We start from the raw sequence: 20,300 nt of genomic DNA, 5'->3' as shown, positions 1-20,300 counted from the left end.
GCGTCAACTCTCACCTTTCACCCGGAGCCCAGTATGGCCGCCCCCAATGAAACAATGCTCGCGCTCGTTCTCTCGAAGGATGGGCGGCTTCCCGAGGGGGAGGCGCTCGGCTCCGCGATCCGCCGGCATTTGCCGCAGGCGCAGACGCCCGACAAGGAGGTCCCGGGCGGAACCAGCGTGTTTCTCGTCGATGGCGGCATGGTGGCCATCGGCGGCGTGACGGCGCCGGCGCCCATAGCCCAGGACGACCCTTGCGTCGCCTATGCCTGGCATTGGAAGGATGTCTGGTCGGTGATCGAAGGCCATGCGGGCCATGTGGTGGTGGCCGTGACCGGCGGCGCCGACGCCAAAGCCAGAGCGCGTCTGCTCGGGCGCGCGATCACGGCGGTCATAGAGGCGACGCCCTCCGCTTGCGCCGTGCATTTCGCCGGCTCCGACGCTCTTTGGCCGGCCGCGCTCGTCGCCGAGGCGGTGTCGAAGGGCGGCGACGAGCCCCCGGTTCCCTTCTGCGTCGCCGTCGCGCTCGGCCGCGATCCAGATGGCGGCGTTTCGGCGATCACCAAAGGTCTCGACGCTTTCGGCCTGATGGAGATAGAGACGCGCGGCTATCTCGAGGATCCGAGCCAGCTCAGCGGCTTTCTGCTCGATCTCGCCGCCTATCTGATCGACGCCGGCGACGTTCTGAGCGACGGCGACACGATCGGCCCGGACGCCGACACCAAGATCATCGTGCGGCGCGAGGCCTCGGTCGTGGCGCCGGGGCAGAATGTCTACCGGCTATATTTCCCGACTCAGGGCCACGCCTGACGGCGACCGGCGGGGGCGCATCGGCCGCCCCCGCCCGGGCCTCGCTATTTGCGCCAAGACTGCGGAAGCATCCGCCAGACCACCTCGTCGCCGGCGATACGGTGGCGGATGACGCCCGCCACATGCAGCGCGATCAGCGCCAGCATGGCCCAGCCGAGAATTTCATGCAGCTCGAAGAGCTGTTTCGATAGCGGCTCGTCCTTGCCGAGGAGGGCCGGGAGATGGCCGAGCCAGAAGAAGCTCGGCCCGAGGCCATAGGCCGACAACGCAAGCCAGCCGACGATCGGCGTCGCGATCAGCAGCAGATAGAGCCCGCGATGCGTCGCTTTCGAGACGAGACGCTCGGCCGGCGTCAGATCGGCGCTTGCGCCCGGCCGATGGCGCAGTCGCGCGAGAAGGCGGGGAACCATCAGGGCCAGCACGATGACGCCGATCGATTCGTGCAGCACGAAGAGATTGTCCTGCAACGGCCCTTTATCGAGATCGGCCATCACCACGCCGGTCGGCAGGGAGGTCAGCGCCAGAGCGGCGATGATCCAATGCAGCGCCTTGGCGAGAGGCGTATAGGGCTGTCGCTCGACCATGCGAATCCTCCATGCCGTTGCGGCGGCGATGATCGCCCAGCCGTCTCGAATGCGCAATCGGCCTCCGAGACAGTATTTAAATCCTATAGGAATAATTGACTATAACGGCGTCCGGGCCTATAGCTGAACCGCGCTCAGATCTCCCCGAAAAGGGCTTTGACTCTCGCGAGTCATCGAGAGCTAGCCGGGCGCATCCCCCATGTGCGCGCCGGCGGTCGGCGCGGCGAACCACGTTGGTTCGCCGCGCTTTTTTCGTCGGAGCCGCCTCGGTCGCGTTGTCGCGCGATCGGCGCCGCCGAAGACGAATAGCGGCGACAAAGAATATTTTCGATATTTTTCCCCTCGCCGACGTAAAACCGTCACATGTCGACGTACGCTTTTTCATCCACATGAAAATCCGTAGAATTCGTCGTCGGCCATTGCTCGGCCGATGCCCCACATCTGTGCGCCTCGACCGATTCTTCGGGTCCCAAAGGACCGGAAACCGGCGTAAAGCATCCGATATCTCGATCGATCCGCCGGCGCCGGACGGCGGATCGCGGGGAGGGGGACGTCCTGTGGTTTGGCGCGGCGGCGTTTTTCCCTTATGTCCTTGCCAACCGAGGTTCGTCCTTTAGGAGATGCGATGTTTCCGACCCCCGTTTCCGATCTCGCCCCGAACACTTACGCCTATGAGACGACGCCGCTCGTGAAGCCGACGGGGTTTCGCGAATATGACGCGCGCTGGCTGTTCGAGAAGGAGCTCAACCTCATGGGGGTGCAGGCGCTCGGCCTCGGATTGGGCACGCTGCTCCATGAGATGGGCGTGCCGCTCGAGCTCGCCACCGGCCATGACTATCGCGCCTATTCCGCCTCCATAAAGCTGGCGCTGATCACCGGCCTGATGGCGGCCGGCGTGCGCGTGCACGATATCGGCCTCGCGCTCTCGCCCATGGCCTATTTCGCGCAATTCGCGCTCGACGTTCCCGCCGTCGCCATGGTCACGGCTTCGCACAATGACAATGGCTGGACCGGCGTGAAGATGGGCGCGCAGCGTCCCGTCACTTTCGGCCCCGTGGAGATGGGCCGGCTGAAGGAGATCGTGCTCGCCGGCGTTTTCCGCTTCGCCGAGGGTGGCTCCTATCGCTATGTCGATAATTTCGGCGCCCGTTATCTCGACGATCTCGCCTCGGGTATAAAGCTCACCCGCAAGCTGAAGGTCGTCGCCGCCTGCGGCAATGGCACGGCGGGCGCCTTCGCGCCCCAGCTGCTGGAGCGCATCGGCTGCGAGGTCGTGCCGCTCGACACCGAGCTCGATTATAATTTCCCGCATTACAATCCCAACCCCGAAGATCTGCATATGCTGCACGCCATGGCCGACAAGGTGCGCGAGAGCGGCGCCGATGTCGGTCTCGGCTTCGATGGCGACGGCGATCGCTGCGGCGTCGTCGACAATACGGGCGAGGAGATTTTCGCCGATAAGATCGGCGTGATGCTGGCGCGCGATCTCTCCAAGCTGCATCCGGGCGCGACCTTCGTCGTCGATGTGAAGTCGACGGGATTGTTCGCGACCGATCCGGAGCTGCTCTCGCGCAATGTGAAGGCCGATTATTGGAAGACCGGCCATTCCTACATCAAGCGCCGCGTGACGGAGCTCAAAGCGCTCGCCGGTTTCGAGAAATCCGGCCACTTCTTCTTCAACGCGCCGGTCGGCCGCGGCTATGACGACGGCCTGCTGACGGCGGTGCATGTGCTGCAGATGCTCGATCGCAATCCGGACAAGTCCATGTCCGATCTCTACGCCGCGCTGCCCAAGACCTGGGGCTCGCCGACCATGTCGCCGCATTGCGCCGACGAGACGAAATATGGCGTCGTCGACAAGGTGATCGCGCGCTTCCAGAAGATGGAGGCCGATGGCGTCGCCTTCACGGGGCAGAAGATTCGCGATCTCGTCACCGTCAATGGCGTGCGCGTGACGACCGCCGACGGCACATGGGGCCTGGTGCGCGCCTCATCGAACAAGCCGGAGCTGGTCGTCGTCGTCGAGAGCCCGGTGTCGGAGGCGCGCATGCGCGAGATGTTCCACGCGGTGGATGCGGTGCTGCGCGAGAATCCGGAAGTCGGCGCCTATAATCAGACGATCTGATCGTTCAGGGCGTCCCAGGCGTGCAGTTGGTTCCGCTCGTCATGTAATATTGCACATGATTGGGGCTGTAGGTGTTGCGCACCGGCGAATAGCTGGTGCGCGACATCTGCGGCGCCGCGGTCTTCATCCAGGTGATCGTGCGGCTGAAGGAGGGCTGATAGCTGTAGATCACATCGGCGACGATGATCGAGCCGACGGTCGGCGTCACGCTGGTCGTCGTCGTGCCGCCGCCGGCGTTGGCCAGCGTCACCGATTTCGCGCTCGTATAGCTCGTCGGCATGGAATTGGGGTCGACAGGCGCGACATCGGCCGCGTTGAGCTTGGCGACATTATTGATCTTGCAGGGGCGCAGCGTGCCTGAATTCTTGGCGATGGTCCAATTCACGCTCGCCTTAAAGCCGCTCGTCTGCGTCGCATCGGCGCTGACCGTGACCTCTGAGATCGTCATTTTGAGATTAGTGGTCGGCAGTGGCGACATCAGCGTCGTCGCGGCGGAGAAGATCGCCTGAATCGTCGTCTCGTCCATTCCGGCCTGGCCGGAAAAGGAGCCGCCGGTCAATTGCTGCGCGGTGAGATCAGAGAGCGTATGCGCGACCAGATCGAGCCTCTGGCTCGCGCGCTGCCCGAGCGCCAGCTCCGCGAGGCCGAGATAGATCACGAGCACCAGCGGCAGCATGAGCGCGAATTCGACCGCCGCGAAGGCGCGCTCCTCGCGCAGCAAGGCGCGCGCATCTCGGAGCTGGGCCGGCGACGCGCTCATGTCGGCTCCACGCGAAAGGCCGCGACGCCGAACAGCAGATGTGTCCAGCGACTATTGTAGGTCACCTCTCCGCCCGTCGTTTTGCCGAGCGTTATGCCGGTCAAAATGCCGCCGGTGAGAATGGCGGTCACGGCCGGCATCGGATAGACGATGCGCACCACGGCGACATGGCCGGAGGCAGGCATAGAGATCGTCGAGCTCGCCGCCGGAGGAGTCGAATAGAAGGAATTGGAGGTCGAGGCTTTCGACCAGTCCGCGACCTCGGCGATATCGACGAGAATTTTCGAGCAGTCGAAGGATTTGCTCAGCGTGCCTGAGGCGACGACGCCGCTGGCCTGCCATGTGCAGACATATTTATCGATGAAATTCTGATAGGTCATGTTGGCGAGACTGTGCGTCAGCACGGCGCGGCTCGCATGAATGGTGGTCACCTGCAGCTGCTGGCTCTTGAAATAGACGATGCCGGTCTCGAAAATCGCGCCGAGCAGGCCCAGCATCGGAACGAGCACCATGGCGAATTCGACGGCGAGCGCCGCGCTCTGGTCGCGCCGGAAGCGAATTACGCTCGCAGCGAAACGGCCCGTCGGCTGTCGCGACAAAATCTCTTCTCCGCTCATATCTCGAACCCATGGTCCGAAAGGGCGTCTCGCGTCCGCCCCTTTTGATCCCCCATGCGCGCCCCGTTGCGTCCCTGGGCGACGTCCTTCAACGCTTGGGCGAGGATGAACCCTCATGCTGCTTCACCGCGTCGAGAACCCGCGCCGTATAGTCCTTGTCGTCGCCGAGATCGACGGCCGGCGCGCAATCGGGCGAGCAAGCGTAGGATTCGCGGCGCGAGCCGCGCAGTACGACCAGCTTGTCCATCGGCTGGGTGACGGTGATGATCTCCTCGCCGACCTGATTGCCGGTGGGGTCGAGCAGGATGAGATTGGTCGATCCGAAGCTTTTTCCGGTAACGACCATGAGGCGATTGGTCTTCAGCATCGTCACATCGGCGATGAGCGGATTGCCGATGATGAGCGTCTGAGCGCCTTCTGGCATGCGCACCACGCGAGCGCGGTCTATATCCACGAAAACACCACGTCTTTCGCCCTCGCGCGCCATAGCGACGCCGGCGGTGACGGTCGCGCCGACCAATAATGCCAAATATCCATGGAAACGGGACGAGCGCATCACGCACCTCTGAACAATCATCGCCTTTGCGAGGCTTCGCGTCGAACAAAACCACGTAATAGTGAATCATTGCTGAAAATGAGAAAGCGTCGCGCCTCGCGTCCTGAATTTCATAGGTCGATGATGCGATTAACGCGTTTGCAAGAAGTTCTACGTAGGGTCTCGTCCTGTCCGGCGAACGGGCTCGATCGAGCGACGCCGCCGAACTCAGTCAATAGAGCGAGGAGCACGAGTATGAAGAGCTTGATTTCGCGGTTCGTTAAGGACGAGTCCGGCGCGACCGCCATCGAATACGGCCTGATCGGCGCGCTGATCTCCGTCATCATCATCACCGCAGTGAAGCTCGTCGGCAGCAACCTGTCGCAGACCTTCAACAAGATCGCTCAGAATCTGAGCTGAGGTCTGGCGGGCGCTGATCTCGCCGCCCCCGCGTCGAGATCATTTCAGCGCACGCATTCCCGCCGAAGGCCGGCTCGTGAACGGGGCCGGCCGGCTCGGCGCATGGGCGGCGAATCGTGCCGCCCTACATTAGGAGAAGGCGATGAAATCGTCGGTTATGAAATTTTTGGACAATGAGTCCGGCGCCACGGCTATCGAATACGGCCTCATCGGCGCTTTGATTTCTGTCATTATTATTACCGCTGTGAAGCTCGTCGGCAGCAATCTGTCAGAGACTTTCAACAAGATCGCTCAGAACCTCAGCTGAACGATCGCCCGACTCGTGCGCGCGCGTCGGCTCCTCGCCGCGCGACGCGCGAATCGCGCGCTCATCCGAGCGCGCCGAAACGACTTCGAGAGGCGCCTTTGTCGCAAAAGAGAGAGGCGCGGCGACAGGAACGACACTGATGATCGCAGCCGCCGCCGCGCTAATCCTCTTTCCGGCCCTGATGGCGTTTTCGGCCTTCGCCGATCTTCTCACCATGACGATTCCCAATCGCGTCTCCTTGGCGCTCATCGCCTTGTTCGCGATTTTCGCCGCATGGCTCGGCATGCCGCTCGACAGCGTCGCGTCGCATGTGGCCTGCGGGGCGGCCGTGCTCGCCGCGACCTTCCTCATGTTCAATCGCGGCTGGATGGGCGGCGGCGACGCCAAGCTCGCCTCTGCGACGGCGCTGTGGCTCGGCTTCGAGCAACTCGCCGATTACGCGCTCGTCGCCTCTCTGGCGGGCGGCGCGTTGACTCTCGCTATTCTCGCGTTGCGGCGCTTCGAGCCGCGCTTCGTCGCCAAATCGCCGCGCCTCGCGCATCTTTGCGACGCCACTGAGGGCGTGCCTTACGGCATAGCGCTCGCGATCGCCGGAATCGCCGTCTATCCCAATTCCCAGCTCTGGGCGCTGCTCACCGCCGCATGACGGCGGCGCTGCGAGATCCTTTCGCTTCGCAATGCGAAAGAGCCTGCTGTCTTACCGGCGATTAACCATAATTTGACGTTTTTCCGCTTTCATTCGGAATGCTCCGCTCTAGGTGGAGCGATCGGACTGGAAGCAAATGAACAAGGCGCAGATCGTGGTTCTCGGCGTCGCCGTCGTGGCGGGCGGCGGAGCCTTCCTGATGATGAACGGATCGCCGCCCGAGGCGCCGAAGATCGTTCAGATGATCCCCACGCAGCCGCAGACCGACAAGGTTCTCGTGGCGACGCGCGATCTCTCCTATGGAACCGCGCTCGCGGAGCCGGACACCAATTGGATCGATTGGCCGATCGGCGCCGTGCCCCAGGGCGTGCTGCGCAAGAGCGAGACGCCGAACGGCAAGGAAGATCTGCAGGGCTCCTATGTCCGCAACCCGATCTCCAATGGCGAGCCGGTGCGGCGCGAGCGTCTGGTCAAAGGCCCGACCGCGGGGCTGATGTCGACGCTGCTTCCCGCCGGCCATCGCGCGGTCGCGATCGACATCTCGCCCAACACGACTGCGGGCGGCTTTATTCTTCCGAACGACCATGTCGATGTGATGCGCACCTATCGCGACTCCGATCGCGGCCGTGAAGGCGGCTCCGCCGACCTCTCCTCGGAAGTCATTCTCACCAATGTGCGCGTGATGGCGATCGGTCCGATCGTCGAGACGAAGAACGGCGAATCCGTCGTGACCGGCGCGACCGCCACGCTCGATCTCGAGCCGCGGCAGGCCGAGCTCGTCATTCTCGCGCAGCGTACCGGCCAATTGGCGCTCATGCTGCGCTCGATGGCGGATGCGCATGACGACGACAAGCGCGCTTCGGCGGCGGACGATTCATTGACGGTCGTGCGCTTCGGCTTCCCATCAACCATGCGCACGCGCTGAGGCGATGCGGCTCATCGAAGGACGGCGCCACATGGCGAAAATCGAACGCGGAACGACGGATATGGGCAGGTCGGCGCGTCGGCTATCGGGGGCGGCGGCGCTCGCGATTCTCGCGCTCGCCGGCGTCTCGCTCGGAGCCATTCCGGCGTCCGGCCAGGAAAAATGGGGCGTCCAGTCGAGCGCGGAGGCGATGATGTCTCGACGCATCGCCATGGGCGTCGGCAAGTCGATCATCGTCGATCTTCCGGCCGAGGCGTCGGAGATCGTGGTCGGCAATCCAAAGGTCGCCAATGCGGTCGTCCGCTCGGCGCGCAAGCTCTACATAATGGGCGCGGAAACGGGCCAGACGACGATTTTCGCGCTCGATCGCGCCGGGCGGCAGATCGCCAATCTCGAGATCAGCATCGGCCGCGACGTCGGCGAGCTCGGGCCGCTGTTGCGCGCCGCCCTACCCAAATCGAACATCACCGCACGCACGGTCAATGACACGATCATTCTGACCGGCACGGTCGAATCCGCGTCCGAGGCGCAGCGCGCCGTCGACATCGCCAAGGGCTTCGCCGCGCGCTCGTCCTCCGCCCAGGGCAATGGCGCCGGCGGCGAAGGCCTCGTCGTCAACGCGCTCACCATCAGCACGCAGGATCAGGTGATGCTGAAGGTCACGGTCGCCGAGGTGCAGCGGCGCGTGATCAAGCAGCTGGGCGTCTCGGCCAAATCCGGCGGCGAGGCGATTTTGTCCGGCGGTTGGGGCAAGCTCGTTCAGGAGAATCCCTTCGCCATCAATTCCGCCCTCACTTCCAGCGCATTGAGCCTCAATGGCCCCAACAGCACATCCGCGACGCTGCAGGCCTATGAGCGCTACGGCGTCTCGCGCATTCTCGCCGAGCCGACCGTCACTGCGGTTTCCGGCGAGTCGGCAAAATTCACCGTCGGCGGCGAGGTCGCGGTGCCGGGCAATGGCAATTGTATCAGCGGCTCGATCCTCTGCACCGTCGGCATCACGTTCAAGCAATATGGCGTGTCGTTGAACTTCACGCCTGTGGTGCTCGCCGAAGGCCGCATTCTCCTGCATCTCGCCACAGAGGTGACGGAGGTCGATTATCAGGGCGCGCAGACCTATAATGGCGTGACCGTTCCCGGCTTCAAGACTCGTAAGAATGAGACGAGCGTCGAGCTGCCGTCCGGCGGCTCCATCGCCACGGCGGGCCTGCTGCAGCAGAAATCCGATCAGGCCATCAACGGCCTGCCGGGCCTCATCAATCTGCCGGTGCTCGGAACGCTGTTCCGCTCGCGCGATTATCTGCGCAACGAGACCGAGTTGCTCATCATCGTCACGCCCTTCATTGCGCGCTCGATCCAGGCGCGCGATGTGTCGCGGCCCGACGACGGCTTCGCGGACGCCAGCGACCCGCAGGCCTGGTTGCTCGGCCGCGTCAATCGGCTCTACGCCAATCCCCAACATCCGCAAGCGGTTCCACGCCTGAAGGGCCGCGTCGGCTTCATTCAGGACTGAGCGCGCGAGGAGCGGCTAAAGATGTCTATCCGACTGAACAGCGCGAAACTCAAAGCCTTCGGAACGAGGCTCGCTTGCCTCGCCGCGATGGCGCCTCTCGCCGGCTGCGGCGTGAACAGAACGCTGCCGGCGCCCGCCGTCGCGCAAGACTATCGCGACCGTCATCCGGTCGTGCTCGCGGACGCCAGCACCTCCATCGACGTGTTGCCGTCGCAGCGCCTCGACTATGCGACCACGGGGCGCATTCATGATTTCGTGCTGCGCTATCGCCGCTTCGGCCATGGCCAGATCACGCTTCTCGCGCCGACGGGAACGAAAGATCAGCTCGCCGTGCGCGGCGGCGTCGATGCGGTGAAACGCATATTGGCGGAGAGCGGCGTCTCCAGCGCCGTCTATGTCGCCTCCTATCCGGTGACAGATCCAAATCTGGCCGCGCCTGTGCGTCTGTCCTTCCAGGGCGTTCGCGCGAAGGTCGCGGGACGGTGCGGCCAATGGCCCGCCGATCTCGCTTCTGCGAGCTCGCTGGAAGGGTGGGACAACACCACCTATTGGAATTTCGGCTGCGCGAGCCAGACGACATTGGCGGCGCAGATCGACGATCCGCGCGATCTCGTCACGCCGCGCGGCGAGACGCCGGCCGACATCGAATCGCGCATGCGCGCGATCGGCAATGTGCGCAAGGGCGCCGATCCGGCGACGAATTGGAACGTCAAAGGCACGAATATCAGCTCGGTTGGAGGCGGTTGATGAAAGAGCAGTCGGCAGTGGCGGAGAGCGACGCGGCGGCGCAGATCGCTCCCTTGCCGCGCATTTCCGTGCAGGCGTTCTGCGAAACGCCGGACGCCGTGGCGGTGGTAAATTCCGCCGCCGTGGACCGCCGCATGGACAAGGCGCATGTCAAGGTTCACATGGGCGGCGTCGCGGCCGCGATCGAGGCGTTCCGATCGGCGCCGACGCCGAATCTGATCGTGCTCGAGGCGATCGGCGAGCGTGAGACGCTCATCGGTCAGCTGGAGACGCTGGCGGAGTCCTGCGACTCCGGCACCAAGGTCGTCGTGCTCGGCCATGTCAACGACATATCGCTCTATCGTGCGCTCATGGCGCGTGGCGTCAGCGATTACATTGTCGCGCCGATCGATGTGCTCGGCTTCATCGCCCGCATCTCCGATCTCTATAATAACAGCGCCGAGGCGCTGGGGCGCATCGTCGCCGTGGCCGGCGCCAAGGGCGGCGTCGGCTCCTCCTGCATTGCGCATAATCTCGCCTGGTCGATCGCGCGCGCGCTGCAGATGCAGACGGTCGTCGCCGATCTCGATCTCCCCTTCGGCACTGCGGGGCTGGATTTCAACCAGGACCCGCCGCAAGGCGTCGCGGAAGCCGTGTTCGCGCCGGATCGCGTCGACGCCAATCTCATCGACCGTCTGCTCTCCAAATGCAGCGAGCAGCTCAGCCTGCTCGCCGCGCCCGCGACGGTCGATCGTCTCTATGATCTGCCGGAGACCGCTTTCGACGCGATCGTGGACACGCTGCGCGCCACCGCGCCCTGCACCGTGCTCGACGTTCCGCATCAATGGTCGGCCTGGACGAAGCGCATGCTGATCGGCGCCGATGAGGTGGCGATCGTGGCGGCGCCCGATCTCGCCAATCTGCGCAACGCCAAGACGCTCATCGATCAGCTGCGCGTCGCGCGTCAGAACGACTCGCCGCCCAAGCTCGTCTTGAATTTCGTCGGCGTGCCGAAGCGCCCGGAGATAGCCGTGGCGGATTTCGCCAGGGCGATCGAAATGGAGCCGTCGGCGATCATTCCCTTCGATCCGAAGCTGTTCGGCGCCGCCTCCAACAATGGTCAGATGATCGCCGAGGTCGACCCCGGCGCCAAGATCATCGAGCAATTCGACGCGCTCGGCCGCGAGGTGACGGGGCGCGCGGTGAGCCGCAAGGTCAAGAGTGGATTATTCGCGCCGCTGCTCGATCGTTTGTCACGAAAGCTGGCGGGCTGACGAGCGGCGACTGAGCGTAACGAGGAGATCGCATGTTCGGAAAGCGTACGAACGTCGGAACGGCGCAGACGGCGACAGCGCGGTCGACACAGCAGGCGGCGCCGGTGATCAAGGCTCCGACGCCGAATGCTGCGCCCGAGCCCGCGAGCGCGATGGCGGCGGCTCCTCCCGAGCAGAAGCGCTCGGAACAATATTACGTGACGAAGAGCATGATCTTCGGCGCGCTCATCGAGGCGATCGATCTCGCCCAGCTCTCCAAGCTCGAGCCGGAGAGCGCGCGCGACGAGATCAGAGATATCGTCAATGAGATCGTCGCGATCAAGAATGTCGTGATGTCGATCGCCGAGCAGGAAGAGCTGCTCGACGACATCTGCAACGACGTGCTCGGCTATGGTCCGCTGGAGCCGCTGCTCATGCGCGACGATATCGCCGACATAATGGTGAATGGCGCCGCCAAGACCTACATAGAGGTGGGCGGCAAGATTCAGCTTACCAACATCCACTTCCGCGACAATGCGCAGCTGATGAATATTTGTCAGCGCATCGTCAGCCAGGTCGGCCGCCGTGTCGACGAATCCTCGCCGATCTGCGACGCGCGCCTGCTCGACGGCTCTCGCGTCAACGTCATCGCGCCGCCGCTGGCGATCGATGGTCCTGCGCTCACCATTCGTAAGTTCCGCAAGGACAAGCTCACTCTCGATCAGCTCATTCGCTACGCATCCATCTCGCCCGAAGGCGGCGAGGTGCTGAAGATCATCGGCCGCGTGCGCTGCAATGTGCTGATCTCCGGCGGCACGGGCTCCGGCAAGACGACGTTGCTCAACTGCCTCACCAACTCCATCGACACCGACGAGCGCGTGATCACCTGCGAGGACGCGGCGGAATTGCAGCTTCAGCAGCCGCATGTGGTGCGCTTGGAGACGCGCCCGCCAAATCTCGAGGGGCAGGGCGCGGTGACGATGCGCGATCTCGTCAAGAACTGCCTGCGTATGCGTCCCGAGCGCATCATCGTCGGCGAGGTTCGCGGACCGGAGGCTTTCGATCTTCTGCAGGCGATGAACACGGGCCATGACGGGTCGATGGGCACGCTGCACGCCAACTCGCCGCGCGAGGCGCTCGGCCGTCTCGAATCCATGATCACCATGGGCGGCTTCTCGCTGCCGGCGAAGACGATCCGCGACATGATCGTCTCGTCGATCGACATTATCGTGCAGGCGGCGCGCCTGCGCGACGGTTCGCGCCGGATCACCCACATCACCGAGGTGCTTGGCCAAGAGGCGGATGTCGTCACGCTGCAGGATCTCTTCGTCTATGAGATCGTCGGCGAGGACGCCAATGGCCGCATCATCGGCCGGCATCGCTCCACCGGCGTCGGTCGGCCGCGCTTCTGGGAGCGTGCGCGCTACTACGGCGAGGAGAATCGGCTCGCCGCGGCGCTCGACGCCGCCACTGTCATCGACGACGAAAATTAGTTTCGAGGGCCAGAAAATGGATCGTCAATCGCTCCTTTCCGCGCTTCTCGTCACCTTCGCCGTCGGCGGAGTGATGTACGCTTTCGTCTATCCCTATCTCTCCGGCGAGATTCAGGCGCAGAAGCGGACGGCGGCGCTCATGTCCTCCACCGAGCGTCGTCGCGACGCGCGGAGCGGCGATCCGAACAAGCGGCGTAAGCTGATTCAGGAGAGCCTCAAGGACGTCGAGACGAAGAAGAAAGCCAAGGTGACGCTCGAGCAGCGCATCGCGCAGGCGGGGCTGACGACGACGCGTACGATATTTCTCATCGCTTCGGCGGCTTTCGGCCTGCTGGTGGCTTTCCTCGTCTTCGTCTTCAACTCTGATCCGCTGGTCGCGGTCGGGGCGGGCGTCGTCGCCGGCGTCGGCGCGCCGCATTGGCTGCTGGGCTTTTTGGCGCGGCGGCGCATCGCGAAATTCATCGCCGAATTTCCCGGCGCCGTCGATATCATCATTCGCGGCGTGAAGGCCGGCCTGCCGGTCGCCGACTGCTTTCGCATGATCGCGGGCGAGGCTGCGGAGCCCGTGCGCGGCGAATTTCGCCAGATCGTCGAATCGCAGACGATAGGACTGTCCATCGCCGAGGCGACGGAGCGTTTCGCCGATCGCGTGCCGGTGGCGGAGGCGTCGTTTTTCTCGATCGTCATCAGCCTTCAGCAAAAGGCAGGCGGCAATCTCTCCGAGGCGCTCACCAATCTCGCCGGCGTGCTGCGCGAGCGAAAGAAGATGAAGGCGAAGGTGAGAGCCATGTCCGCGGAGGCCAAGGCCTCGGCGGGCATCATCGGCAGCCTGCCGTTTCTCGTCGGCCTCGTCGTCTGGTTCACCAATCCGGCCTATATCGCCGTGCTGTTCAATACGACGGTCGGAAACATCATCATCGGAGCGAGCCTGCTCTGGATGGCGATCGGCGTCTTCATCATGCAGAAGATGATCGACTTCGAAATTTGAGCAGTCGTGTCGCGTCGAGCGAGGGGTCACTAAAGTCATGGAGCAGATCGTCAAGCTAGCGACCAATGGACGGCTGGTGTTCAGCGTCGTCGTCGCAATGGCGGTCATCGCCACCATATGGTCGCTCGGAGCGACCTTCTTGCAGAGCGACGCATTGGCCAAGCGCATGAAGAGCGTCGCCAATGAGCGCGAGCGCATCAGAGCGCGCGAGCGCGCGACGGCCAAGGCGGATGGCGGCGGCCTGCGCTATCAGCCCAAGCAATATATGAAGAATGTCGTCGATCGCTTCTCCTTGTCGACATGGCTCAACACGGATGACGCCAAGCTGCGCCTCGCCTCGGCCGGCTATCGGGGGCCGCAGGCGGAAGTGACCTTTCTGTTCTTCCGGCTGGTGACGCCGATCGCATTCGCGCTCTTCGCGGTCTTCTATCTCGTCGTGCTCGACGATTCCGATTGGCCCATGCTCACCAAGGCGGGCATCGTGATCTTCGCGACATATCTCGGCGTCAAGACGCCGGAGCTGTTCATCAGCAACACGATCGCCAAGCGGCAGCAGAGCATGCGCATCGCTTTTCCCGATGCGCTAGATCTCATGCTGATCTGCGTCGAATCGGGCATGTCGGTCGATCACGCCTTTCGCAAGGTGGGGCAGGAGATCGGCGTGCGCTCGGCGGCGCTCGCCGAGGAATTCGCGCTGGCGACGGCGGAGCTCTCTTATCTGCCGGATCGTCGTCAGGCCTATCAGAATCTGACGGCGCGCACCGGCCTCGACAGCGTGAAGCAGATTTCGACCGTGCTCATTCAGGCGGAGAAATACGGCACGCCGCTCGGCCGCGCGCTGCGCGTCACGGCGCAGGAGAGCCGCGACATGCGCATGGCGGAGGCCGAGCGCAAGGCGGCCGCGCTGCCGCCCAAGCTCACCGTGCCGATGATCGTCTTCTTTCTGCCGGTGCTGATGGTCGTCGTGATGGCGCCGGCGATTATTCAGGTGATGGCGCAGAGCTGGTGAGCGCGCCGAGCTTTGCGCGCGGCGCGGGCGCTTCGGCGCTCTTCTTTTGCTTCGTCTTCTCGCTGTAGCTCTGGATCTCGCGCCAGCTGTTGGATTGCGCGATCATCTGGCGGATCGAGGCGACATTGGCCGCGGCGTCGATCGGCGAGAGATCATGGCGCGACCAGTTCTCCGCTTCGTCGAACTTGCCCTGCAGCGCAAGCACGAGCGCGAGATTCTGACGTACCCGCATGTCCGCCGTCGGCTGCGACGCGGCGGTCAGCAATGTGCTTTCGGCCTGCGGCAGCTGCTTGGAGAGCGCATAGGAGAGCCCGAGATTGGAGAGAACCTTCGGGTCATTGGGCTTGATCTTCAACGCGGTCTGATAATAGTCGCGCGCTTCGTCGTGATTGCCGAGCTGATCGGCGATCGAGCCTTGCGCGGAGAGCACAGTCCAATCGGGTCGCTCCGGCGTATGGGCGCGCGACAAGACATCGGCGGCGTCGCGCAGACGTCCGGCGTCGGCGAGCGACTTGCCATAGGCGCCGAGCACGGAGAGATCATCCGGATAGCGAATGGCGAGGCCTTGCAGCACGGCGACGGCCTGCGCGTTGCGATCCAGCGCATGCAGCGCCTTCGCATAGGTGAGCGCGACCGATTTGTTCTTGGGGTCGGCGTCGAAGCGACGACCCCATTCGTCGGCGAATCGGCGTAGCTCGGCATCGTCGCTCGGCAGCTCGGCGCGTCGCGTCGCGCCGATCGAGCCGGTGACGTCGGTGAGCGGCTGCGCGCAGCCGCCGAGCGCGAGCAGCGCGCAAATCACGAGCGCGCTCGGCGCGCTTTTGCGGCGCGTCGCGACGAAATGGGACGGGAACATCGGGCGACCCCTCTCTTGCGGTTGAACCGTCAGGGTCGAGCAATAAATCGTTAACCTTGCCGCTTCCTTAACGAGCGCGCTCGGCGATCCGGCGCTCGAGCTCGTCGAGATCGCCGCGCCATTGCTCGAGCGCGAAGCCGAGCGCGAAGACATGCTCGACCTGCTCCACCGGCAGGCCGCGGAGGATTCCTTCTTCTCGGAGCGCCGTGATCTCTCGCGAATAAGCGTCGAAGGCGGCGTCCAATGTCTTGCTCACGACGGGCGCGCGCGCGTTCGTCAGCGCGGCGCCGTTCTCGAGAAGCTGGGCGGCGGCGGCTTCCGCGATGCGCGCGAGCAGCGTCTCGAGGCGCGGGCGCAGCCGCTCCGGCAAGGGCGTGACCGCGGCGCGGCCGATCATCACCAGATCATGCCGCATGCGCAAAAGCGCGCGCAGCAGCGGCGCGAGATCAGGCTCGGCCTCGAGGAAGACGATGCGCTCATGACGCGCCTCCTGCTCCATCTTGTCGAGACGGGCGAAGGCGTCGCCGACGCCGCGCTGCAGATCGCGAATCGCTTCCGGGTCCTGCGGCCGGGCGAAGCCCGAGAACAGCGGAGCCAGCGCCTCGGCCATTACGGCGAGCATTTCGGCGCCGGCCTCGAGCGCGAGAATGCGGGCGCGCGCCGGAAAGACGAGATGCGACACGACGAGCGCGACGGCGCCGCCGAGCGCCACCTCGAGCACGCGATCATAGGCCGAATGGAAGGCGGTCGCATGTGTGATCGTCGGCGCGAGCACGACGATGACGCCGGTCGCCGGCGCGACGGAAAAGCGCGGCGTCAAAGCGGAGAGCAGAGCGAGCGGCGCTATGGCGAGGCCGAGCAGAAGCAGCAGCGCCAGCTCATGCGCGCCGGGAACGTAATTGGAGACGAGGCCGGCGTAGATCGCGCCGCCCAGCGTGCCGAATGAATAATCGATCGTCGCCTTGACCGAGCGGCCGACGCTCATTTGCGTGAGGATGACGGCCGTCAGCACGGCCCATAAGATCATCGGCGTGCCGAGGAGATGGCCGATTCCGAGCGTCGCAACAGCGGCGATCGTGATCCTTGCGCCGAGCGCGAGCTGGGCGCGATAGCGGGAGAGGGGACCGATTTCCATGGGCCAAGTCCTATAACGTCTTCGTGTCCTTCGTGTCTTGGTGCTAAAAAACGACAAAGACAGGAACGAACTCGAAAAGAGGGCGATATGAGCCGATTGGAGGAGTGGACGGCGGAGGCGACGCCGATCGATTTCGTCGATAAGGAGAGCTGGCCGATTCTCGCCGAGACCTTGCCGCCGCCGATCGCCGCCTTCGCGCGCGCTTGCGGCTTCGATGGCAAGGTCGGCGCGTATTTGCTCGCGCCGGGGCCGGAGGGCGCGCCGGCTTTGGCGCTGTTCGGCGTGGAGGCGGCGGGGGCGCGCCATCGCGATCCTTTCCTTCCCGGCAAGCTCGCGGCCTTGCTGCCGCCGGGCCTCTATCGTCTGCGCGAAGGCGTATCCGATTCCTATTCGGCGGCGCTCGCCTTTTTGCTCGGCGGCTATTCTTTCTCGCGCTATGTCGCACCCAAGAAGGAGCGTCCGCGCCTCTGCGCGCCGCAGGACGCCGATCGCGCGCGCATAGAGCGCGTCGCCGCCGCGCTCTGCTTCGGGCGCGATCTCGTCAACACACCCGCCAATGATCTGGGGCCGGAGGCTCTGGCGGAGGCGGCGCTGGCGCTCGCCGCGCGGCATGGAGCGCAGGCGCGCGTCATCGCCGGCGATGCGCTGCTTTCGGAGAATTTCCCGCTCGTCCATGCGGTCGGCCGCGCGGCGGCGCAGGCGCCGCGGCTCGTCGACATCACCTTCGGGCCGGAAGAGGCGATGAAGGTGACGCTGGTGGGGAAGGGCGTCTGCTTCGACAGCGGCGGCCTCGACATCAAGCCGAGCAGCGCCATGCTGCTGATGAAGAAGGACATGGGCGGCGCCGCCACGGCGCTGGCGCTGGCCGATATTCTGATGGGCTCCGGCGCGCGCCTGCGCCTGCGCGTGCTGCTGCCCATCGTCGAGAATGCCATTTCGGCGGACGCCATGCGGCCGGGCGACATTTATCCGAGCCGCAAGGGTCTCTCGGTGGAGATCGGCAATACGGACGCCGAAGGGCGGCTCATTCTCGCCGACGCTCTGGCGCTCGCCGCCGAGGAGGACCCTGATCTCCTGCTCGATTTCGCCACGCTCACCGGCGCGGCGCGTGTCGCGCTCGGCCCGGAGCTGCCGGCCTTTTACACGGGAGACGATTCTCTGGCGCTGGAGATCGAGACCTATGGCCGCAAGCTCGGCGATCCGGTGTGGCGGCTGCCATTGTGGGAGCCCTATGATTCGCAGCTCGACGGCAAGGCGTCCAACATCGTGAATGTGTCGTCGAGCGGACATGCGGGCTCGATCACCGCAGCGCTGTTTCTGCGCCGCTTCGTGACCAAGCCCGAGAAATGGGCGCATTTCGATCTCTTCGCCTGGACTCCTTCCGCCAAGCCGGGCCGGCCGGAGGGCGGCGAGATTCAGACGGCGCGGCTCCTCGCCGAGCTGATCGAGGAGCGCGCCGCGCGTTGGAGCGTCAAGACATGAGCGAGAGCTTCGACAAAAGGCTGACGCCGGCGCGGCCCGATCTCGCCGCGCGCCACCTCGAGGGCAAGGTCGAGGCGGCGCGCTTCGTCGATGGGCGCCGCATGCAGGTGAAGGAGGGCGTCGCCGATCTGAAGCGCGAGCCGCGGCCGGATGCGCGGCTCGACACGCAGGCGCTCTATGGCGAGACGGTCGTCGTCTATGACGATGAGGAGGGCTGGTCCTGGGTGCAGCTCGAGCGCGACTCCTATGTGGGCTGGATCGCCGCCAATGTGCTCTGGAGCCGCATAGAGACGCCGACGCATCGCGTCAGCGTTCCCCGCACCTTTATTTTCCCGCGAGCTGAGATCAAGGACCCGCCCTTGCTCGCTCTGCCGCTCGGAGCCGAAGTGGAGATCGTCGGCGAGCGCGACAAATTTCTCATCGAAGCCGGCGGCGGCTTCATCTATCGAACGCATCTGACGCCGCGCGCGTCGCGCGTCGCGGATTTCGTCGCTGTGGCGGAGAGCCTCATCGGCGCGCCCTATCTTTGGGGCGGCAAGAGCTGGCTCGGCGTCGACTGCTCCGGCTTGGTGCAGAGCTCGCTCGCTCTGGCCGGGGTAGAGGCGCCGCGCGATACGGATTTGCAGGAGACATCGCTCGGCCGCGCGCTCGCCGAAGGCGAGTCGATGCGGCGCGGCGATCTCGTTTTTTGGAAAGGCCATGTCGGCATAATGCAGGACGCGGAGCGCCTGCTGCACGCCAACGCCTTTCATCTGCAGGTCGCCAGCGAGCCCTTCGCGCCGGCGCGGGAGCGGATTTTGGCCTCCGGCTCCGCGGTGACGAGCGTGCGGCGAATCCTCGAATGACGACAATGCCCGAGCCGCTCTATCTCGAGGACCTCTTCGTCGATCAGCGTTTTCGCGGCGGGCCGCTCGAGGTCACGACGGAGGAGATCAAAGCCTTCGCGACCAAATTCGACCCGCAGCCCTTTCATCTCGACGAGACGGCGGCGAAGGACAGCCTGTTCGGCGGTCTGGTGGCCAGCGGCTGGCACACGGCCTCGCTCACCATGCGGCTGCTGACGCAATGCGCGTCTTTTTCCGGCGGGCTGATCGGCGTCGGCGGCAAGATCGAATGGCTGCGGCCGGTGCTGCCGGGCGATCTTCTGAGCGTCGAGGCGACGATCCTGCGTATTTTGCCCTCGAAATCACGCGACGATCGCGGAATGGTGAAGATGCGCGTCGTGACGTCCAATCAGCGCGGCGAAACCGTGCAACTGCTCGCCGCCAATGTGCTCGCCTTCCGGCGGCCTGCGGGGCCGTGACGCCGCGCTCGGATATGTGCGGCCGCTATTTTACTTTTTGATATGCGCGCAGCAGGCGCCGCAGGGCGATGACGCCGGAGGCGCGGCTCGGATCATAGGTCGGATTGCCGCCGGCAAAGCCCGTCGCATAATCCGAGATGACCGCCATGGCCGCGAAAGGCAGAGCGAAACGCTTGGCGAGTATCGCCTCCGGCGCGATCGAGACGCCGAGCGCGTCCGCGCCGAGCATGCGGGCCATTTTGGCTTCCGCTGGCGTCTCATAGCTCGGACCGGAGAACCACATGAAGACGCCTTCATGCAGCGTCACCCCGGCGCCGGCGCTCGCCTGCTTGAGGCGTCGCAGCAGCCTTTTGTCATAGGCGCCGTTCATATTCACGAAATTCTGGCCCGCGGCGCCGATGAGCGGGTTGAGGCCGCTGAAATTGATGTGATCGGTCACGGAAAGAATGGAGGAGGGCTGAAAATCGGCGTTGGCGGAGGTGGCGAGGCCGGTGGAGAGCAGAGCCCGCACATTCAAAAGCGTCAATGTCTCGATCGGCGAGGACATCAGGCTGGGATCGCCGCTGTCGTAGAATTCCGAGCGGCCCTTGAGGAACAGCATGGGCGCGCCTTCGACGAGGCCGATCACGACCTCGCCGCCCTCGATATCAGGAAAGCCCGGCAGCTCGGAATAGGCAATGGCGACCGCCTGCTCGCCAATATCGGCGGCGGCGAGAAATTCGCGTCCGAGCACGACCGCGGTTTCGATTGGCCCCAGAGGATTGCGCGCGCCGATGATATCGGCGGCGTCCCTTGCGCGCGTGCTCATGAATAGCC

General features: G+C 64.6%; 22 protein-coding genes. 15 read left to right on the top strand and 7 right to left on the bottom strand.

The features are described from left to right. The first annotated feature begins 33 nt into the window (after nt 1-33). The gene (locus EDE12_RS13145) at nt 34-807 is read left to right on the top strand and encodes a DUF4261 domain-containing protein (RefSeq protein ID WP_024879770.1); all 774 of its coding nucleotides are present in this window, start codon (nt 34-36) and stop codon (nt 805-807) included. A 44-nt stretch (nt 808-851) separates the two neighbouring features. Here the strand turns inward: EDE12_RS13145 and EDE12_RS13140 are convergent, their stop codons facing one another. Continuing rightward, nucleotides 852-1,391, bottom strand: coding sequence for a cytochrome b (locus EDE12_RS13140; protein ID WP_024879771.1), 540 nt, complete (start codon nt 1,389-1,391; stop codon nt 852-854). A gap of 625 nt (nt 1,392-2,016) precedes the next feature. Between EDE12_RS13140 and EDE12_RS13135 the strand changes: the two genes are divergently transcribed. Next, nucleotides 2,017-3,516 (top strand): phosphomannomutase/phosphoglucomutase, encoded by a 1,500-nt coding sequence (locus tag EDE12_RS13135; protein WP_024879772.1) that lies wholly within the window; start codon nt 2,017-2,019, stop codon nt 3,514-3,516. Between the two features lie 4 nt (nt 3,517-3,520). Here the strand turns inward: EDE12_RS13135 and EDE12_RS13130 are convergent, their stop codons facing one another. From EDE12_RS13130 to EDE12_RS13120, 3 genes are all read right to left on the bottom strand, one after another. After that, entirely contained in the window at nt 3,521-4,276 is a 756-nt protein-coding gene (locus tag EDE12_RS13130) for a TadE/TadG family type IV pilus assembly protein (protein ID WP_026598509.1), read from the bottom strand. Continuing rightward, nucleotides 4,273-4,875, bottom strand: coding sequence for a TadE/TadG family type IV pilus assembly protein (locus EDE12_RS13125; RefSeq protein WP_245275751.1), 603 nt, complete (start codon nt 4,873-4,875; stop codon nt 4,273-4,275). Before EDE12_RS13125 ends, EDE12_RS13130 begins: the two co-directional genes overlap by 4 nt. A 106-nt stretch (nt 4,876-4,981) precedes the next feature. After that, nucleotides 4,982-5,449 (bottom strand): pilus assembly protein N-terminal domain-containing protein, encoded by a 468-nt coding sequence (locus EDE12_RS13120; RefSeq protein WP_024879775.1) that lies wholly within the window; start codon nt 5,447-5,449, stop codon nt 4,982-4,984. Nucleotides 5,450-5,683: 234 nt separating this feature from the next. Here EDE12_RS13120 and EDE12_RS13115 point away from each other — a divergent pair, with 234 nt between their 5' ends. From EDE12_RS13115 to EDE12_RS13070, 10 genes are all read left to right on the top strand, one after another. Further along, on the top strand, nt 5,684-5,848 hold the full coding sequence (locus EDE12_RS13115; protein WP_024879776.1) for a Flp family type IVb pilin: 165 nt from the start codon (nt 5,684-5,686) through the stop codon (nt 5,846-5,848). Nucleotides 5,849-5,990: 142 nt separating this feature from the next. Further along, nucleotides 5,991-6,155 (top strand): Flp family type IVb pilin, encoded by a 165-nt coding sequence (locus EDE12_RS13110; protein ID WP_024879777.1) that lies wholly within the window; start codon nt 5,991-5,993, stop codon nt 6,153-6,155. 139 nt (nt 6,156-6,294) lie between these two features. Beyond that, entirely contained in the window at nt 6,295-6,801 is a 507-nt protein-coding gene (locus EDE12_RS13105) for a prepilin peptidase (protein ID WP_024879778.1), read from the top strand. 136 nt (nt 6,802-6,937) lie between these two features. Then, nucleotides 6,938-7,726: a Flp pilus assembly protein CpaB gene (gene cpaB / locus EDE12_RS13100; RefSeq protein WP_026598511.1), complete on the top strand. Its 789-nt coding sequence runs from the start codon at nt 6,938-6,940 to the stop codon at nt 7,724-7,726. Nucleotides 7,727-7,757: 31 nt separating this feature from the next. After that, a complete protein-coding gene (locus tag EDE12_RS13095) occupies nt 7,758-9,239 on the top strand; it encodes a type II and III secretion system protein family protein (protein ID WP_245267277.1) in 1,482 nt (493 codons plus the stop codon). Nucleotides 9,240-9,260: 21 nt separating this feature from the next. Further along, a complete protein-coding gene (locus EDE12_RS13090) occupies nt 9,261-9,986 on the top strand; it encodes a CpaD family pilus assembly protein (protein ID WP_024879781.1) in 726 nt (241 codons plus the stop codon). Next, nucleotides 9,986-11,239 (top strand): hypothetical protein, encoded by a 1,254-nt coding sequence (locus EDE12_RS13085; RefSeq protein WP_024879782.1) that lies wholly within the window; start codon nt 9,986-9,988, stop codon nt 11,237-11,239. Before EDE12_RS13090 ends, EDE12_RS13085 begins: the two co-directional genes overlap by 1 nt. Nucleotides 11,240-11,271: 32 nt before the next feature. Next, entirely contained in the window at nt 11,272-12,711 is a 1,440-nt protein-coding gene (locus EDE12_RS13080; protein WP_026598512.1) for a CpaF family protein, read from the top strand. 16 nt (nt 12,712-12,727) lie between these two features. Then, nucleotides 12,728-13,699, top strand: coding sequence for a type II secretion system F family protein (locus EDE12_RS13075; protein ID WP_024879784.1), 972 nt, complete (start codon nt 12,728-12,730; stop codon nt 13,697-13,699). Nucleotides 13,700-13,736: 37 nt separating this feature from the next. After that, nucleotides 13,737-14,708: a type II secretion system F family protein gene (locus tag EDE12_RS13070; protein WP_024879785.1), complete on the top strand. Its 972-nt coding sequence runs from the start codon at nt 13,737-13,739 to the stop codon at nt 14,706-14,708. Here the strand turns inward: EDE12_RS13070 and EDE12_RS13065 are convergent. Then, nucleotides 14,680-15,564, bottom strand: a complete 885-nt coding sequence (locus EDE12_RS13065) for a tetratricopeptide repeat protein (RefSeq protein ID WP_026598513.1) — start codon at nt 15,562-15,564, stop codon at nt 14,680-14,682. The two genes, EDE12_RS13070 and EDE12_RS13065, sit on opposite strands and share 29 nt — an antisense overlap. Nucleotides 15,565-15,631: 67 nt before the next feature. After that, nucleotides 15,632-16,699, bottom strand: coding sequence for an FUSC family protein (locus EDE12_RS13060; protein WP_026598514.1), 1,068 nt, complete (start codon nt 16,697-16,699; stop codon nt 15,632-15,634). Between the two features lie 87 nt (nt 16,700-16,786). Between EDE12_RS13060 and EDE12_RS13055 the strand changes: the two genes are divergently transcribed. The 3 genes from EDE12_RS13055 to EDE12_RS13045 are packed head-to-tail and all read left to right on the top strand — an operon-like array spanning nt 16,787 to nt 19,484. Further along, on the top strand, nt 16,787-18,181 hold the full coding sequence (locus tag EDE12_RS13055; RefSeq protein WP_026598515.1) for a leucyl aminopeptidase family protein: 1,395 nt from the start codon (nt 16,787-16,789) through the stop codon (nt 18,179-18,181). Then, entirely contained in the window at nt 18,178-19,026 is an 849-nt protein-coding gene (locus EDE12_RS13050) for a C40 family peptidase (protein ID WP_026598516.1), read from the top strand. Before EDE12_RS13055 ends, EDE12_RS13050 begins: the two co-directional genes overlap by 4 nt. Further along, nucleotides 19,023-19,484, top strand: a complete 462-nt coding sequence (locus tag EDE12_RS13045) for a MaoC family dehydratase (RefSeq protein WP_026598517.1) — start codon at nt 19,023-19,025, stop codon at nt 19,482-19,484. Before EDE12_RS13050 ends, EDE12_RS13045 begins: the two co-directional genes overlap by 4 nt. A gap of 25 nt (nt 19,485-19,509) precedes the next feature. On the opposite strand, the gene EDE12_RS13040 is transcribed toward EDE12_RS13045, so the two are convergent. Beyond that, nucleotides 19,510-20,292, bottom strand: a complete 783-nt coding sequence (locus EDE12_RS13040) for a purine-nucleoside phosphorylase (protein WP_026598518.1) — start codon at nt 20,290-20,292, stop codon at nt 19,510-19,512. Nucleotides 20,293-20,300: the final 8 nt, after the last annotated feature.

This window comes from Methylosinus sp. sav-2 (assembly GCF_004366495.1).
In the GTDB taxonomy this organism is placed as follows: Bacteria; Pseudomonadota; Alphaproteobacteria; order Rhizobiales; family Beijerinckiaceae; genus Methylosinus.
This window is presented reverse-complemented; position numbering and strand designations above follow the sequence as displayed.

Bases quoted from the DNA above. Each gene is read 5' to 3' on its own strand.
- EDE12_RS13145 (WP_024879770.1), top strand. From the start codon at position 34: ATGGCCGCCCCCAATGAAACAATGCTCGCGCTCGTTCTCTCGAAGGAT.
- EDE12_RS13140 (WP_024879771.1), bottom strand. From the start codon at position 1,391: ATGGTCGAGCGACAGCCCTATACGCCTCTCGCCAAGGCGCTGCATTGG.
- EDE12_RS13135 (WP_024879772.1), top strand. From the start codon at position 2,017: ATGTTTCCGACCCCCGTTTCCGATCTCGCCCCGAACACTTACGCCTAT.
- EDE12_RS13130 (WP_026598509.1), bottom strand. From the start codon at position 4,276: ATGAGCGCGTCGCCGGCCCAGCTCCGAGATGCGCGCGCCTTGCTGCGC.
- EDE12_RS13120 (WP_024879775.1), bottom strand. From the start codon at position 5,449: ATGCGCTCGTCCCGTTTCCATGGATATTTGGCATTATTGGTCGGCGCG.
- EDE12_RS13115 (WP_024879776.1), top strand. From the start codon at position 5,684: ATGAAGAGCTTGATTTCGCGGTTCGTTAAGGACGAGTCCGGCGCGACC.
- EDE12_RS13110 (WP_024879777.1), top strand. From the start codon at position 5,991: ATGAAATCGTCGGTTATGAAATTTTTGGACAATGAGTCCGGCGCCACG.
- EDE12_RS13105 (WP_024879778.1), top strand. From the start codon at position 6,295: ATGATCGCAGCCGCCGCCGCGCTAATCCTCTTTCCGGCCCTGATGGCG.
- cpaB (WP_026598511.1), top strand. From the start codon at position 6,938: ATGAACAAGGCGCAGATCGTGGTTCTCGGCGTCGCCGTCGTGGCGGGC.
- EDE12_RS13095 (WP_245267277.1), top strand. From the start codon at position 7,758: ATGGCGAAAATCGAACGCGGAACGACGGATATGGGCAGGTCGGCGCGT.
- EDE12_RS13090 (WP_024879781.1), top strand. From the start codon at position 9,261: ATGTCTATCCGACTGAACAGCGCGAAACTCAAAGCCTTCGGAACGAGG.
- EDE12_RS13085 (WP_024879782.1), top strand. From the start codon at position 9,986: ATGAAAGAGCAGTCGGCAGTGGCGGAGAGCGACGCGGCGGCGCAGATC.
- EDE12_RS13080 (WP_026598512.1), top strand. From the start codon at position 11,272: ATGTTCGGAAAGCGTACGAACGTCGGAACGGCGCAGACGGCGACAGCG.
- EDE12_RS13075 (WP_024879784.1), top strand. From the start codon at position 12,728: ATGGATCGTCAATCGCTCCTTTCCGCGCTTCTCGTCACCTTCGCCGTC.
- EDE12_RS13070 (WP_024879785.1), top strand. From the start codon at position 13,737: ATGGAGCAGATCGTCAAGCTAGCGACCAATGGACGGCTGGTGTTCAGC.
- EDE12_RS13065 (WP_026598513.1), bottom strand. From the start codon at position 15,564: ATGTTCCCGTCCCATTTCGTCGCGACGCGCCGCAAAAGCGCGCCGAGC.
- EDE12_RS13060 (WP_026598514.1), bottom strand. From the start codon at position 16,699: ATGGAAATCGGTCCCCTCTCCCGCTATCGCGCCCAGCTCGCGCTCGGC.
- EDE12_RS13055 (WP_026598515.1), top strand. From the start codon at position 16,787: ATGAGCCGATTGGAGGAGTGGACGGCGGAGGCGACGCCGATCGATTTC.
- EDE12_RS13050 (WP_026598516.1), top strand. From the start codon at position 18,178: ATGAGCGAGAGCTTCGACAAAAGGCTGACGCCGGCGCGGCCCGATCTC.
- EDE12_RS13045 (WP_026598517.1), top strand. From the start codon at position 19,023: ATGACGACAATGCCCGAGCCGCTCTATCTCGAGGACCTCTTCGTCGAT.
- EDE12_RS13040 (WP_026598518.1), bottom strand. From the start codon at position 20,292: ATGAGCACGCGCGCAAGGGACGCCGCCGATATCATCGGCGCGCGCAAT.